General features: G+C 74.9%; 11 protein-coding genes and 1 pseudogene. 6 read left to right on the top strand and 6 right to left on the bottom strand.

Going from position 1 to position 14,318, the window contains the following annotated elements; all coding sequences use genetic code 11:
* Nucleotides 1-293: 293 nt before the first annotated feature.
* The 4 genes from E1165_RS23340 to E1165_RS23325 all read right to left on the bottom strand — a co-directional run bounded on the left by E1165_RS23340 (nucleotide 294) and on the right by E1165_RS23325 (nucleotide 5,900).
* Nucleotides 294-2,363, bottom strand: coding sequence for a 3-hydroxyacyl-CoA dehydrogenase NAD-binding domain-containing protein (locus E1165_RS23340; RefSeq protein WP_132393895.1), 2,070 nt, complete (start codon nucleotides 2,361-2,363; stop codon nucleotides 294-296).
* A complete protein-coding gene (locus E1165_RS23335) occupies nucleotides 2,360-3,553 on the bottom strand; it encodes an acetyl-CoA C-acyltransferase (RefSeq protein ID WP_132393894.1) in 1,194 nt (397 codons plus the stop codon). The genes E1165_RS23340 and E1165_RS23335 overlap by 4 nt, the downstream gene beginning before the upstream one ends.
* Before the next feature lie 237 nt (nucleotides 3,554-3,790).
* Nucleotides 3,791-5,113, bottom strand: coding sequence for a ribonuclease D (locus E1165_RS23330; RefSeq protein ID WP_132393893.1), 1,323 nt, complete (start codon nucleotides 5,111-5,113; stop codon nucleotides 3,791-3,793).
* A gap of 217 nt (nucleotides 5,114-5,330) precedes the next feature.
* Nucleotides 5,331-5,900: a DUF3000 domain-containing protein gene (locus tag E1165_RS23325; RefSeq protein ID WP_132393892.1), complete on the bottom strand. Its 570-nt coding sequence runs from the start codon at nucleotides 5,898-5,900 to the stop codon at nucleotides 5,331-5,333.
* A gap of 137 nt (nucleotides 5,901-6,037) precedes the next feature.
* Between E1165_RS23325 and hemE the strand changes: the two genes are divergently transcribed.
* The 6 genes from hemE (at nucleotide 6,038) to E1165_RS23295 (ending at nucleotide 13,765) form a co-directional block, all read left to right on the top strand.
* A complete protein-coding gene (gene hemE, locus E1165_RS23320; RefSeq protein ID WP_132393891.1) occupies nucleotides 6,038-7,129 on the top strand; it encodes a uroporphyrinogen decarboxylase in 1,092 nt (363 codons plus the stop codon).
* Nucleotides 7,130-7,139: 10 nt separating this feature from the next.
* Entirely contained in the window at nucleotides 7,140-8,564 is a 1,425-nt protein-coding gene (gene hemG, locus E1165_RS23315; RefSeq protein ID WP_132393890.1) for a protoporphyrinogen oxidase, read from the top strand.
* The gene (gene hemQ, locus E1165_RS23310; protein WP_132393889.1) at nucleotides 8,561-9,262 is read left to right on the top strand and encodes a hydrogen peroxide-dependent heme synthase; all 702 of its coding nucleotides are present in this window, start codon (nucleotides 8,561-8,563) and stop codon (nucleotides 9,260-9,262) included. Before hemG ends, hemQ begins: the two co-directional genes overlap by 4 nt.
* A 195-nt stretch (nucleotides 9,263-9,457) precedes the next feature.
* Nucleotides 9,458-9,784 (top strand): CU044_2847 family protein, encoded by a 327-nt coding sequence (locus E1165_RS23305; protein ID WP_132393888.1) that lies wholly within the window; start codon nucleotides 9,458-9,460, stop codon nucleotides 9,782-9,784.
* Between the two features lie 61 nt (nucleotides 9,785-9,845).
* A complete protein-coding gene (locus E1165_RS23300) occupies nucleotides 9,846-12,392 on the top strand; it encodes a trypsin-like peptidase domain-containing protein (protein WP_132393887.1) in 2,547 nt (848 codons plus the stop codon).
* Entirely contained in the window at nucleotides 12,389-13,765 is a 1,377-nt protein-coding gene (locus tag E1165_RS23295; protein ID WP_132393886.1) for an extracellular solute-binding protein, read from the top strand. Before E1165_RS23300 ends, E1165_RS23295 begins: the two co-directional genes overlap by 4 nt.
* Before the next feature lie 42 nt (nucleotides 13,766-13,807).
* On the opposite strand, the gene E1165_RS23290 is transcribed toward E1165_RS23295, so the two are convergent.
* Nucleotides 13,808-14,038 (bottom strand): cellulose binding domain-containing protein, encoded by a 231-nt coding sequence (locus E1165_RS23290; protein WP_371687388.1) that lies wholly within the window; start codon nucleotides 14,036-14,038, stop codon nucleotides 13,808-13,810.
* Nucleotides 14,039-14,108: 70 nt separating this feature from the next.
* Nucleotides 14,109-14,318: pseudogene (locus tag E1165_RS23285) on the bottom strand (peptidylprolyl isomerase); the annotation flags it as partial.

Below are 14,318 nucleotides of genomic sequence, written 5' to 3'. Positions count from 1 at the left end.
GGCCAGGGCTGGGTGGGCGGTTGGGCGCCCGCGCCGGGTGGCGAGGGCTGGTGCGGGGGCGGGTACGAGCCGGGCTGCGGCTGCGCGGACCACGGGTCGACCGGCGGTGTGGACATCATTCAGCTCCAGGCGAGGGTGCGAACGCGTGATGGTAGCGAGCCGGCGACCGGCCGCGCTGCCCCGCCGAGTCTGACCCGGTGCCGCAACACCGCCGTCGGGCAGGACGACCGCGGCGGCCGGACGCCCCGGCAGGGACGCCCGACCGCCGCGGTCGCGGGGAGCGGAGTGCTGGCTCAGGCGGGCAGGCTGGCCGCCCCGCGGGGCAGGAACCGCCGGCCGGTGACCTTCTCGGAGGTGCCGGTGCGGTCCAGGTACGGCGTGATGCCGCCCAGGTGGAACGGCCAGCCGGCACCGAGGATCATGCACAGGTCGATGTCCTGTGCCTCGGCGACGACGCCCTCGTCGAGCATCAGCCGGATCTCCTGCGCCAGCGCGTCGAGCGCGTTCTGGCGCACCCGCTCCTCGGTGAGCGGCTGGTCGCCGACCACGAGCAGCTTGGCGACCTCGTCGTTGATCTGGTCGTCGACCACGATCGGCTGGCCGGAGTCGGCGATCCGCCGGAGGTTCTCACTGACGCCGAACCGGTCCGGGAACGCCGCGTGCAGGGTGCCGCCCACGTGGTACGCCACGGCCGGCCCGACCAGCTGGAGCAGGGCGAGCGGACGCATCGGCAGGCCCAGCGGGTCCAGCGCGCGGTCGGCCACCTCCAGCGGGGTGCCGGCGTCGACCGCGGCGAAGACGGTGCCGAGGAAGCGGGTCAGCAGCCGGTTGACCACGAACGCCGGGGCGTCGGAGACCAGCACCGAGGACTTCTTCAACTGCTTGCCGACCGCGAAGGCGGTCGCCAGGGTCGCGTCGTCGGTCCGCTCGCCCCGGACGATCTCCAGCAGCGGCAGCACGGCGACCGGGTTGAAGAAGTGGAAGCCGACGACCCGCTCGGGGTGTTCCAGCTCCTCCGCCATCGCGGTGACCGACAGCGACGAGGTGTTCGTCGCCAGCACGGCCTCCGGCTTGACGATCTTCTCCAGCTCGGCCCAGACCTGCTTCTTGACGTTCAGGTCCTCGAAGACAGCCTCGATGACGAAGTCGGCGTCGGCGAAGACGGACTTGTCGACGGAGCCGCTGACCAGGCCGTACAGCTTGGCGGCGGTGCCCTTGTCCATCCGGCCCCGACTGACGGCCTTCTCGATCTGGGCGTGCACGTAGCCGACACCCTTGTCGACGCGGGACTGGTCCAGGTCGGTGAGCACGACCGGCACCTGGAGGCGGCGGGCGAAGAGCAGGGCGAGCTGGCTGGCCATCAGGCCGGCGCCGACGATGCCCACCTTGGTGACCGGGCGGGCCAGGCCCTTGTCCGGCGCGCCGGCCGGCCGCTTGGCCCGCCGCTGTACCAGGTCGAAGGCGTACAGGCCGCTGCGCAGTTCCTCGGAGAAGATCAGGTCCGCGAGGGCCTCGTCCTCGGCGGCGGTGCCCGTGGCGAAGTCGGCGTCCTTCGCCGTCTCCAGCAGGTCCAGCGCCTTGTACGCGGCCGGGACCGCGCCGTGCAGCCGCGCATCGAGGGTCTGCCGGGCGAAGTAGAGAACGCCGGCCCACATGTCCTTGTCGACCTCGGGCCGGGTCACGGTGACCTTGCCGGAGACCACGCCGGCGGCCCACTCCAGGGACCGTTCGAGGAAGTCCGCGGGCTCCAGCAGCACGTCCGCGATGCCCATCTCGGCGGCCTGCTTCGGCTTGAGCATCTTGTTCTGCATCAGCGGGTTCTGGATGATCACCTGGGTCGCGGCCGGGATGCCGATCAGGTTCGGCAGCAGCTGCGTGCCGCCCCACCCGGGGATCAGGCCGAGGAAGACCTCGGGCAGCGCGAGGGCCGCCGCGCCGGCCGACAGCGTCCGGTAGTGGCAGTGCAGGGCCAGCTCCAGGCCGCCGCCCATGGCCGCGCCGTTGACGAAGGCGAAGGTGGGGACCGCGCTGTCCTTGAGCCGGGCGAAGACCCGGTGGCCGAGCCGGCCGATCTCCAGCGCCTGCGCCCGGTCGGCGAGCTGCGGCAGGCTGGTGATGTCGGCGCCGACGCAGAAGATGTACGGCTTGCCGGTGACCGCGACGAACGCCGGGTCGGCCGCCAGGGCGGCGGTGATCGCCTCGTCCAGGCTGGCCAGGCCGGCCGGGCCGAAGCTGTTCGGCTTGGTGTGGTCGAAGCCGTTGTCCAGGGTGATCAGGGCGGCGGGACGGTCCAGCCCCGGTACGTTCACCTGGCGCAGCAGCGCCCTGGTGACGACCTCGTTCGGTGCGACGAGCGCGCTCACTTGTTGCCCTCCCAGTGGGGGTTCTCCCAGATCACGGTGCCGCCCATGCCGATGCCGACGCACATGGCGGTGAGGCCGTAGCGGACCTCGGGGTGCTCGGCGAACTGCCGGGCGAGCTGCGTCATCAGCCGTACGCCCGAGGAGGCCAGCGGGTGGCCGATGGCGATCGCGCCGCCCCAGGGGTTGACCCGCGGGTCGTCGTCGGCGATGCCGAAGTGGTCGAGGAAGGCGAGCACCTGCACCGCGAACGCCTCGTTGAGTTCGAACAGGCCGATGTCGCCGATGCCCAGGCCGGCGATGCGCAGCGCCTTCTCGGTCGACGGGATCGGGCCGACGCCCATCACCTCGGGCTCGACACCGACGAAGCCGTACGACACCAGCCGCATGGCGATCGGCAGGCCCAGCTCGCGGGCGGTGGACTCGGCGGCCAGCAGGCTGGCGGTGGCGCCGTCGTTGAGGCCGGCCGCGTTGCCGGCGGTGACCCTGCCGTGCGGGCGGAACGGGGTCTTGAGGGTGGCGAGCTTCTCCAGCGAGGTTTCCCGGGGGGCCTCGTCCACGGTGGCCAGGCCCCAGCCGGTCTCCGGGTCGCGGATCGCGACCGGCACCAGGTCGGGCTGGAGCTTGCCGTTGGCGTACGCCTTGGCGGTCTTCTGCTGGGAGGCGAGCGCGAACGCGTCGGTGCGCTCCTTGGTGATGTGCGGGACCCGGTCGTGCAGGTTCTCCGCGGTCGCGCCCATCACCAGGGCGGACGGGTCGACCAGCTTCTCCGCGATGATCCGCGGGTTGGGGTCGACGCCCTCGCCCATCGGGTGCCGGCCCATGTGCTCGACGCCGCCGGCGATGGCCACGTCGTACGCGCCCATGGCGATGCCGCCGGCGACGGTGGTGACGGCGGTCATCGCGCCGGCGCACATCCGGTCGATGGCGAAGCCGGGCACGGTCTTGGGTAGGCCGGACAGCAGGGCGGCGGTGCGGCCGATGGTGAGGCCCTGGTCGCCGGTCTGGGTGGTCGCGGCGATGGCGACCTCCTCGACCCGCTCCGGGGGCAGCTGCGGGTTACGGCGCAGCAGCTCACGGATGCAGCGGATGACCAGGTCGTCGGCGCGGGTGTTGGCGTACATGCCACCCGCCTTGCCGAACGGGGTGCGGACGCCGTCGACGAAGACGACATCCCTGACTTCACGGGGCACTTGGAGCCTCCTCTTCGACCATGATTCGGCCTCCGCGCCGCCGGCGGCGCCACGGACCGAATGAGGGTCGGCCGGCACTGGCATTTCCCCGGATGCTACTCGCCAGTAACCAGCCCCGTCATCATCCCCCGTGTGGCCCACGCCACACTCCGCCGTTGTCGGTCCGCTCCCGCCCGACCGCGTCGATGACGCGGCTCGCGTCCGCCGCACGGCGTGCCACGGACGCGAACCTCTCCGTCAGCCCGTCGGGGGAGTCGGTGCGGGGAGGGCTTCGGTGAGGGCGGCAACCAGGAGGCGGAGCTGCCACTCGCGGGCGCCCAGGCTGCGCAGCGTCTCGGCCACCGTCTCCTCCGAGACCTCGTCGGGGGGCTGCCAGGCGAGGCGGCGGATCGAATCGGGGGTGATCAGGTTCTCCGGAGGGAGCCGGTGCTCGCCGGCGACCCGGACCACCACCTCCCGGCAGCGGGCCAACCGCCCGGCCGCCACCGGGTCCCGCTCCGCCCACCGGTGCGGCGGCGGCGGCCCCTCCACCACCGGACTCGCCGGCAGGGCGTCCTCCGGCAACTGCCGGGCGTCGTCCAGCGCCGCCAACCAGGTACGCGCCAGCCGGCGCACCGACCGGCCGCCGAAGCCGGGCAGGGTGAGCAGGGTCTTCTCGTCCTTCGGGTCCAGTTCCGCGGCGGCGACGATCGCCGAGTCCGGCAGCACCCGCCCCGGGGCGGCGTCCCGTCGGGCGGCGATCTGGTCCCGCGCGTACCAGAGGGAACGGACCCGGGCCTGGGCGCGCGCGCCACGTACCCGGTGGATGCCGGAGGTACGCCGCCACGGCTCCGCGCGTACCCGCGGCGCGCGGGCGCCGCCGCGCACCAGCGAGGCGAACTCCTCGGCCGCCCACTCCGACTTGCCCTGGCGGACCAGTTCCTCGTCCAGGGCGTCGCGCAGGTCCACCAGCATCTCCACGTCCAGCGCGGCGTAGGTCAGCCAGGACTCCGGCAGCGGACGGGTTGACCAGTCCGCCGCCGAGTGGTGCTTCTCCAGGGTGTAGCCGAGCAGCTGCTCGGTGAGCGCGGCCAGCCCGACCCGCTCGAAACCGGCCAGCCGGGCGGCCAGCTCGGTGTCGAAGAGCCGCCGGGGGCGTAGCCCCACCTCGGCGAGGCAGGCGAGATCCTGACTGGCGGCGTGCAGAACCCACTCGGCGTCGGCGATCGCGGCGTCGAGCGCGGACAGGTCGGGCAACGGCAGCGGGTCGATCAGCGCCGTGCCGGCGCCCTCGCGGCGTAGCTGCACCAGGTAGGCGCGCTGGCTGTAGCGGTAGCCCGAGGCGCGTTCGGCGTCCAGCGCCACCGGGCCGGTGCCGGCGGCGAAGCGGGCCACGACCTCGTCGAGATCGCCGGGGTGGGCCACCGGTTGGGGGGTGCCGTCGCGGGGCGCGGTCAACGGCACGGGGCCGCCACTGGGCTGGTCGGTCCCCGCGTCCTGCGGATCCGGCGTGGCCGAGGGTGGGGCGTCTCCCGTACGGCTTTCGGCGGCCCGACGGCGCAGGGGTGGTTCGTCGGTCACCTGACAACCCTAGTGCGCCGCGCGATCCCGTGTGCGTAGCCGGTCCGGCGTGTGTCGGCGAGGTGTCCGGCCGGGGAACGGACGGCGACGGACGCGCCGGTCACGGTGGTCGACGGCGCTTGCGGCAGATCGCGGTGTCCGAGTTCCTCCGCGCCCCCACCCGCCGCGAGCGGCGACGATCGGCAGCCGGGAGGCGAGCACGGGCGGAACGGGTGGGTCAGGCGGTCGCGGGGCGGCGTTCGGGCAGCGCGGTCACCCCGGGCGGCGGCAGGCCCGCCGTCGAGGCCAGCAGCGCACACCAGGCCTCCAGGTGGGGGCCCAGGTCGTCGCCGAGCGGCGTCCACGAGGCCCGGATCTCGATGTCCCCCGCGGCGGGCGGGCCGGCCAGGTCGCCGAACCTCGTCGACATGGTCTGGGTGATCGTCCCGCCGGCCGCCCGGTGCCGGGCGTCGTGCGCCTCCAGCGCGTCGGTCAGCCAGGTCCAGCCCACCCCGGGCAGCAGCGGATCGGCGGCGAGGTCGACCTCCAGCTCCGCCGTGACGTAGGTGACCAGCCGCAGGGTGCCCCGCCAGGCCTCGTGCCCGGCTGGGTCGTGCAGCAGCACCAGCCGCCCGGTGGCGACCTCCTCCTCGTCGCGCAGCACCGTCGCGGACAGGGCGAAGGCGTACGGGGCGAGCCGCTGGGGGGCGCCGACCTCCTCCAGCTCGATCTCGGCCCGGGGGGTGACCGATCGCAGCCCGGCGACCGCGCGGGCAAAGGTCTCCGGGAGCGCGATCGGGGGGGCCATGCCGGCAGCCTATGCCGCCGCCGGCCCGCCCGCCCGGACGGCACGCCGAAGGTCGGCCCGCGCGGGCCACCGGGCGAGGGTCACAAAAGGCGGCGCTGCCCGCCTCGGTCCGCCGGCCCCGTGGCACGATTGCCACGATGACCACCGACACCACGGGCACCGCCGCCCGAGACGGAGAACTCCGCCGCGGCGGGACGGCCGACTCACCCTTCGTCCGGGCCTGCCGCCGCGAGCCCGGTCCGCACACCCCGGTCTGGTTCATGCGCCAGGCAGGTCGCTCCCTGCCCGAGTACCGGGAGATCCGGGCCAACGTGGGGATGCTGGAGTCCTGCCGCCGGCCAGAGCTGGTCACCGAGATCACCCTCCAGCCGGTCCGCCGGCACGGGGTCGACGCCGCGATCCTGTTCAGCGACATCGTGGTCCCGGTCGCCGCGGCCGGCGTCGACCTGGACATCGTGGCCGGCACCGGCCCCGTGGTGGCCGAGCCGGTGCGCACCGCCGCCGACGTCGAGCGGATCCGGCCGATCGGCCGCGACGAGGTGTCCTACGTGGACGAGGCGGTCCGGCTGCTCGTCGCCGAGCTGGGCGACACCCCGCTGATCGGCTTCGCCGGAGCCCCGTTCACCCTGGCCAGTTACCTGGTCGAGGGCGGGCCGTCGCGCACCCACGCGAAGACCAAGGCGCTGATGTACGGCCAGCCGCAGGTGTGGCACGCGCTCTGCGCCCGGCTGGCGGAGGTCACCCTGGCCTTCCTGAGGGTCCAGGTCGACGCCGGCGTCTCCGCGGTGCAGCTCTTCGACTCCTGGGCCGGCGCGCTCTCCGAGGCCGACTACCGCCGCTACGTGCTGCCGCACTCGACGAGCGTGCTCACCGGGCTGGCCGACGCGGGCGTGCCCCGGATCCACTTCGGGGTGGGCACCGCCGAGCTGCTCGGCGCGATGGGCGAGGCCGGCGCCGACGTCGTCGGCGTGGACTGGCGTACCCCGCTCGACGTCGCCACCCGGCGGATCGGGCCGGACAAGGCGGTGCAGGGCAACCTCGACCCGACCGTGCTGCTCGCCCCCTGGCCGGTGGTCGAGGCCGAGGTGCGGCGGATCCTCGCGCAGGGCCGCGCCGCCCCCGGCCACGTGTTCAACCTCGGACACGGCGTCCTGCCGGAGACCGACCCCGACGTGTTGACCCGGGTGGTCGCGCTGGTGCACGAGGTGTCCGCGCGCCCGACCGAGTAGGCGGCCGACGGTGCGGCAGCCATGGCGGATCGCGGTGGTCGGCGGCGGGATCACCGGGCTGGCCGCCGCCGTCCGGTTACGCGACCGGGCCCCCGCCGGCACCGAGATCACCGTGTACGAGCAGTCCGGCGCGCTCGGCGGCAAGCTGCGCACCGGCGAGCTGGCGGGTACGACGGTGGAGCTCGGCGCCGAGTCGTTCCTCGTGCGTGACCCGGCCACCGGCGGCGACTCCGCCGCGGTGACCCTGGTCCACCGGCTGGGCCTGGCCGACCGGATCGTCCACCCGAGCGTCGGGCAGGCCGCGCTCGTGATCGACGCCGGGCTGCGCCCCATCCCGGGCGGCACGCTGATGGGCGTACCCGGGGACCTGGCGTCGGTGACCGAGGTCGCCGAGGTGGACGCGGCGGCCGACCGGGACGGCGGTCGCCCGCTGCTCGGCCCGGACGAGGACGTGACCGTCGGCGCGCTGGTCCGCCCCCGGTTCGGCGACCAGGTGGTGGACCGCCTGGTCGACCCGCTGCTGGGTGGGGTCTACGCCGGCCGGGCGGACGACCTGTCGCTGGCGACCACCATGCCCGCGCTGGCCCGCGCGGCGCGCGTCGCGCACACCCTGACCGGGGCGGTGCGGGCGGCGCGGGCCGCCGCCGCGCGGACCGCGCCGGCCGGCGGCCCCCGCCCGGTCTTCGGCACCCTGGCCGGCGGGATGGGCACGCTGGTCGAGACGGCCGCCCGGGCCAGCGGCGCGACGATCCGCCGTAACGCCGCGGTACGCGAGTTGAAGCCGACGGCCGAGGGCTGGCGGCTCACCGTCGGCCCGACCCGGGACCCGGAGCACGTCGAGGTGGACGCCGTCGTACTCACCGCGCCGGCCCGTCCCACCGCCCGGCTGCTCGCCGACGTCGCCCCCGAGGTCGCCGCCACGGTCGGCCGGCTGGACTACGCCAGCGTCGCCCTGGTCACCCTCGCTCTACCCGAACCACACCTGCCGGCGCTCTCCGGCCTGCTGGTGCCGGCGTCCGAGGGGCTGCTGGTCAAGGCCGCCACGTTCTTCACCACCAAGTGGGGGCACCTAACCCGGCCGGACGGGGTCGCCCTGGTCCGCGCCTCCGTCGGCCGGTACGGCGAGGAGGCGCAGCTCCAGCTCGCCGACGCCGACCTGGTGGCCACCGCGCACCGGGAACTGTCGCGGGTGCTGGGGGTGGCGCTGCCCGCGCCGCTGGCCGGCCGCGTGCAACGCTGGGGCGGGGCCCTGCCCCAGTACGCCCCGGGGCACCTCGACCGGCTCGCCGCCGCCCGGGCGGCGTTGCGCGCGCAGCACCCGACGCTGGCCCTGGCCGGCGCCGGTCACGACGGGGTCGGCATTCCGGCCTGCGTCCGCTCCGGCGAAACCGCGGCCGGGGAGATCATCGAAGCACTGGGAGGAACCGGTCAATGACCGAGCAGAGCAACGCGGCCCGGCTCAAGGAACTCAACGCCACCATCCGCTACACCATGTGGTCGGTGTTCCGGGCCAGCAGCCCGCTGCCGTCGTTGCGGGAGAACGTCACCGGCGAGGTCGAGGCCCTCTTCGAAGAGCTGGCCGGCAAGGACGTGGTGGTCCGCGGCATGTACGACGTGGCCGGCCTGCGCGCCGACGCGGACGTGATGGTCTGGTGGCACTCGTCCTCCAGCGACGCCTTGCAGGACGCGTACCTGCGGCTGCGGCGGACCACGTTGGGGCGGGCGCTGACCCCGGTCTGGTCGCAGCTGGCGCTGCACCGACCGGCCGAGTTCAACAAGAGCCACATCCCGGCCTTCCTGGCCGACGAGACGCCCCGCCGGTACCTCTGCGTATACCCGTTCGTCCGTTCGTACGAGTGGTATCTGCTGCCGGACGCCGAGCGACGTGAGCTGCTGGCCGAGCACGGGCAGATGGCCCGCGGCTACCCGGACGTGCGGGCCAACACGGTCGCCTCGTTCGCCCTGGGCGACTACGAGTGGATGCTCGCCTTCGAGGCCGACGAGCTGCACCGCATCGTCGACCTGATGCGCGACCTGCGCGCGTCCCGGGCCCGCCGGCACGTGCGCGAGGAGGTGCCGTTCTACACGGGGCGCCGCCGCGCGGTCGCCGACATCGTCAACGGTCTGGTCTGACCCGTCCGGCGGGGGCTCGGCGCACGACGGCGGCGCGTGGCGGCCACGGTGGCCGGGGTCGGTACGGGTCCTGTCGGAATACGGACGGCGACGGACCACCGGTCGTCTCCGGGGCAGCCGGTGTGGAGCGCGGACGGTAACGTGGCAGATCCATCGCGGTAACTTTCGCGTCGTCCGTCGGGTCGGGGAGGCCAGGTGTCCCAGGTCGTCGAGTTTCCGCTGGCGGGTGGTGGCGCCGTCCGCGTGGAGGTGCCCGACGAGGACGAGACCGTCGCGGTCGGACGGCCGGGCGAGGTCATCGCGCGGGCGCACGAGACCCTCGAATCCGTGCTGTCCGGGCTCCGCCCGCTGGCCGAGGCGGTGCTGGCGGACCTACGCGCGGCGGCCCAGCCGCCGGACCGGGTGAGCGTGGAGTTCGGGGTCAAGCTCTCGGCCAAGGCGGGCCTCGTCGTGGCCAGCGGCACCTCGGAGGCGAACCTGAAGGTGCAGGTCGAGTGGAACCGGGCCGGCGACGCCGGCTGAGCCGGCGGCACCGGGCGGCATCGTGATCGGCGCGGCGTGGGGCGGTCCTCCGGACCGGCCCGTGCCCGACGACGTGCGGCTCGCGGTGGCCGCCGTGCGGGGCGCCGACGGCCGGGTCTACGGGACGGCCTTCCTGATCGATTCGACGCGGCTGCTGACCTGCGCGCACGTGGTGCGCGCCGCCATCGGGGCGGCGACGGGCGGTGCCGAGCTGCCCGGGGGCGCCACGGTCTCGGTGGTCTTCCCCCTGGCGGCGCCGGGGCGGCCGCTCGACGCGGTCGTGCTGCCACGACACTGGCAGCCCGCCCGCGCGGACGGCTCCGGCGACCACGCCGTCCTGGAGCTGCGCGCGCCGGCGCCCGCCGGGATCCGTCCGGTCCGGCTGGCCCGCCCCGGGCAGGCCGGCACCCGCGACCGCTTCTGCCGGGTGTACGGCTTCCCGCTCTTCTCGCTGGCCCAACAGCAGGGCCGGTGGTTCGAGGGGCGTCTGGTCGGGCCGGTCGGCGCCGGCCTCGTGCAGGTCGTCAAGCTGACCGACTCCGGCTACCCGATCGAACCGGGTTTCTCCGGCGCCCCGGTCTGGGACAGCCGGATCCGCTGCGTCATCGGCATGGTCGTCCGGGCCGACAAGCGGGCCGAACCGCAGGCGCACTACGCCGCCGGCTTCATGGTCCCGATCCGCCGCCTGCCGATGCCCGACCGGTCCGGCCGACCCCGGGTGCTGCCCGGCTGGCGGCAACCCTTCCCCGGGTGGCGGGAGCCGGCCGGTCCCGGCCGACCACCGTCGACCCGCTGGCGGGGACGCCGGCGGGTCGCGGCGTTCCTCGCGGCGCTGCTCGCCGCCGGCGCGGTCGCGGTACCCCAGCCGCCGCACCGCTGCGCCCCGCCGGTCGAGCTGCGGGTCGCCGCCGCCCCCGACGACCTGCACACCTACCAGGAGGTGGCCGCGGCGTACGAGAGGTGGCGCGCGGCGCAGACCGAGGGCTGCCGTAGCACCAGCGTCTTCGTCTATCCGGCCGCCGCCCGGGACGTCGCCCACGGGCTCACGTCGGGCTGGTCGGCGTCGGCCGGTGCCTCCGCCCCCGGCCCGGGCGGCGGACGGCCGGGCTGGTACCCGGCCGACGTCGGACCCCGGCCGGACGCCTGGTTCCCCGGGGCCGACGCGCCCGCCGAGGAGGTGCTGCACCTTGGCGTCGTCCGGGCGCACGCGACCGTCGCCCGGTCCCCGATGGTTCTCGCGGTGCCCCGGGGCCGGGTGGTGCCCCGGCGGGACGGCCCGGACCGGCAGCGCGCCCTCTCCTGGCCGGAGCTGTTCGCCAAGGCCAGCCGCGCGCCGGGGGAGGAGCCGCTGCTCACCGGCTCCGGTCGCCGGCTGGCGGGTACCGGCTGGCAGGTGGTCCGGCCGGATCCGGTGGTGTCCCCGGAGGCCCGGATGATCGACGTGGCGCTCTATGACGGCGCGCCGGGCGTCGCGTGGATCCGTCGGGAGGTGGAACGGCGGCTGGAGGCCGCCCAGGACAGTCACGGGCACCCGCTCGACGGCCTCGCCGCCGTGCTGTGCCGGCAGCGGCAGCTCGCCCTCGATCCGGCGACCCCCCTGCTGCCCGCGGTGGTCTCCACCGAGCAGGCGCTCGTCCAGTTCAATCTCGGTGAGCGGCTCGGGGACGCCTGCGCCGAGCGGGGACGGCCGCCGTGGGACCGCTCACTGGTCGCCTTCTACCCGGAGCAGACCCCGGGGGTGGACCACCGGATCGTCCTGCTCGGCTGGCCGGGTGCGGTGCAGTCCGCCGCGGCACGGGCGGCGGCGGACGACTTCCTGCGCTGGCTGACCGGGGACGGTCGGGACACCCTGCTGGCCCGGGGTTTCCGGGTGCCCGGTCTCGACCGGGCCGGTCCGGTGCTGAGCGAGATCAACGGGGTGCTGCCCGGGTGGCTGCTGGAGAACCCGCAGTGGGAGTACGTCACCGGCCCGACCGAACTCGACGCCGCCGACCGCCGCCACCGGCAGGCGCGACGGCCGGCCCGGGTGCTGCTGGCGTTGGACACCTCCGGCTCGATGCTGGCCGACGCGGGCCGGGGTACCCGCTTCGACGTCGCGGTGGACGGCGTGGCGTCCTCCCTCGGGCAGCTCGGCGGCCGGGACGAGGTCGGCGTCTGGGCCTTCTCCAGCGCGTACCGGGGTGCGGTGGCCCGGCTGCGGGGGGTGAGCCGCGCCGACCGCGACGGTGATCAGGTGCTGCTCGACCGGCTGCGCGGCACCGTGCCGGCGGGCGACACCCCGCTGTACCGGACGATCGACGCGGCGGCCCGGGAACTGCGGCGACTCGGCGGTGACCGGGAGGACTACCTGCGGGCGATCGTGGTGCTCACCGACGGGCGGGACACCGCCAGCGGTGGCCTCGTGCCCCGCCTCGGCGGTGATCCTCCGGTACGCCTCTACGTGATCGCCGTGGGGGAGGCGAGCTGCGACGACCGGAGCCGGGCCGGCACCCTGCGGCAGACCGCCCGCGCCACCGGCGGGCAGTGCGTCGAGGCGGCGGCCGGCACCGTGGACCGGTCCCTCGCCACCCTGTTCCGTCAACTCTGGGAGAAGGGAGCCGAGCAGTGACCGACCCGAGGCCGACCGGCCCGACCGTCGTCCGTGCCCGCCGGTGGCGTGTGCCGTCGGGCTTCCTGTCCGGGGTCGCGGTCGGCGCGGCGCTGGGCGTGGTCGCCACCGTCGGGTGGCACGCGGTGACCCGCGAGGAGCCGCTGGAACCCGGCCAGCTGGTGATCCTCAGCGGCAAGGACACCAGCCCCGGCGGCCAGCGGGACGAGCTGGTCAAGCTCTGGAACGAGCTGCACCCGCAGAGTCCGGCCCGGATCCAGCCGGCGCCGGTCACCACGGACCAGCAGCACAGCGAGATGGCAGCCGTGGCACGGGCCCAGGCCGAGCGGGCGGGGCGGCGGGGGTGGAACCCCGACGACGACGTGGACATCTACAACCTCGACGTGACCTTCACGGCGGAGTTCGCGGCCGCCGGCTACCTCCGGCCCATCGACGAGTCCCGGCTCGGTGACGGGCACCTCGACGCGTTCGTTCCGGAGGTGCTCGACGGCTGCCGTTACCGGGGCTCGCTCTGGGCGCTGCCCTTCAACACCGACGCGGGGCTGCTCTTCTACCGGTCAGACCTGCTCGGTGCCGTCGGCCAGGGGCGGCCGGACTTCGACTGGGACGCGGTGATCGCGCACAGCCGCGCTCTCGCGGGGCCGGGCCGGGGCGGGCAGGCGCCGGTGGCCGGGTACGTGGGCCAGTTCGGGCCGTACGAGGGGTTGACCGTCAACGGCATGGAGTTGATCTGGTCCGCCGGGGTGGACCGGCTCGTGGACGAGACCGAGAACCGGGTGCTCTTCCAGCGGGAGCGTTGGGAGCGGCGGTTGCGGCAGGTGGCCGAGGCCCGGCGCGGCGGCCTGCTGGTCGGTGACGCCTTCGCCGTCCCGGGCGACGAGGGGCGCAGCCTGCGGGACTTCCAGGAGGGCCGGGCGTTGTTCATGCGCAACTGGCCGGTCAACTACCGGGCGCTCACCGCGAAGGACGGGGAGCCGGTGTCGCCGGTGCCGTTCGAGGTCACCCGACTGCCCGGCCCGTCGGCGTTGGGCGGCCAGAACCTGGCCATCGCCCGGCACACCGCGCAGCCCCGGGCGGCGCAGGCGCTGATCGAGTTCCTGACCCGGAAGGAGGCCCAGCGCAAGCTGTTCACCCTGGGCGGCTTCGCGCCGACCCGCGCCGACGTCTACACCGACCCGCTGCTGCGGGAGCAGTTTCCGTACCTGGCGCTGCTGGAGGAGGCGGTCGGGGAGGCCCGGGTCCGGCCCCGGGTGCCGCACTACTTCCGGTTCAGCCGGGTGTTCCGGGAGGGCGTGCGCTCGGCGCTGGAGGGCGACGGGAGTCTGCCGGAGGACTTCGAGGCCCAGCTCAACCAGGCCCTGCGGGGTGGTTGAGTCGGCCGGGGCCGTGTGGGTCACGGCCCCGGCCGGGGTGGCTCAGAAGGTCGCCGCGCAGGACGGGGTCGGGTTGGCCCCGCTGCCGGAGGCCAGGAACCCGAAGGTGGTCCTCGCTCCGGCGCCCAGGGCGCCGTTGTAGTTGACGTTCTTGGCGGTCACCGTGGGCCCGCTGCTGGTGAGCGTGGCATTCCAGGCCTGGCTGACCTGTTGGCCGCTCGGGTAGGTCCAGGTCACCGTCCAGCCCTTGATCGCGCTGGCGCCGGCGGTCACCGTCACCTCACCCTGGAAGCCACCGGACCAGGTCGAGGTGATCTTGTGGGTGGCGGAGCAGCCACCGGCGGGCGGCCAGGTCGAGGTCGGCGGTGATCGGCGCGCCCTGGTTGGTGGTCACCGTCATCGCCCGGGTGCCCTCGGTGGGCAGGCCGGTGGTCTCCGGGGTGCCGACGTCCTTCAGGTTGGCGTTGGCGGTGCCGTCCTGGGGCGTCCAGAGGCAGACCTCCTCGGCGGCGGTGTTCTCCTTCGGCTCGGATTCGAAGGCACCGCCAACGCC

Source organism: Micromonospora sp. KC723 (assembly GCF_004348595.1).
Classification (GTDB): Bacteria; Actinomycetota; Actinomycetes; order Mycobacteriales; family Micromonosporaceae; genus Micromonospora.
This window is presented reverse-complemented; position numbering and strand designations above follow the sequence as displayed.

Excerpts from the sequence above, each read along its gene's own strand:
- hemQ (WP_132393889.1), top strand. The coding sequence starts at position 8,561 with ATGACCGAGCAGAGCAACGCGGCCCGGCTCAAGGAACTCAACGCCACC.
- hemE (WP_132393891.1), top strand. The coding sequence starts at position 6,038 with ATGACCACCGACACCACGGGCACCGCCGCCCGAGACGGAGAACTCCGC.
- E1165_RS23325 (WP_132393892.1), bottom strand. The coding sequence starts at position 5,900 with ATGGCCCCCCCGATCGCGCTCCCGGAGACCTTTGCCCGCGCGGTCGCC.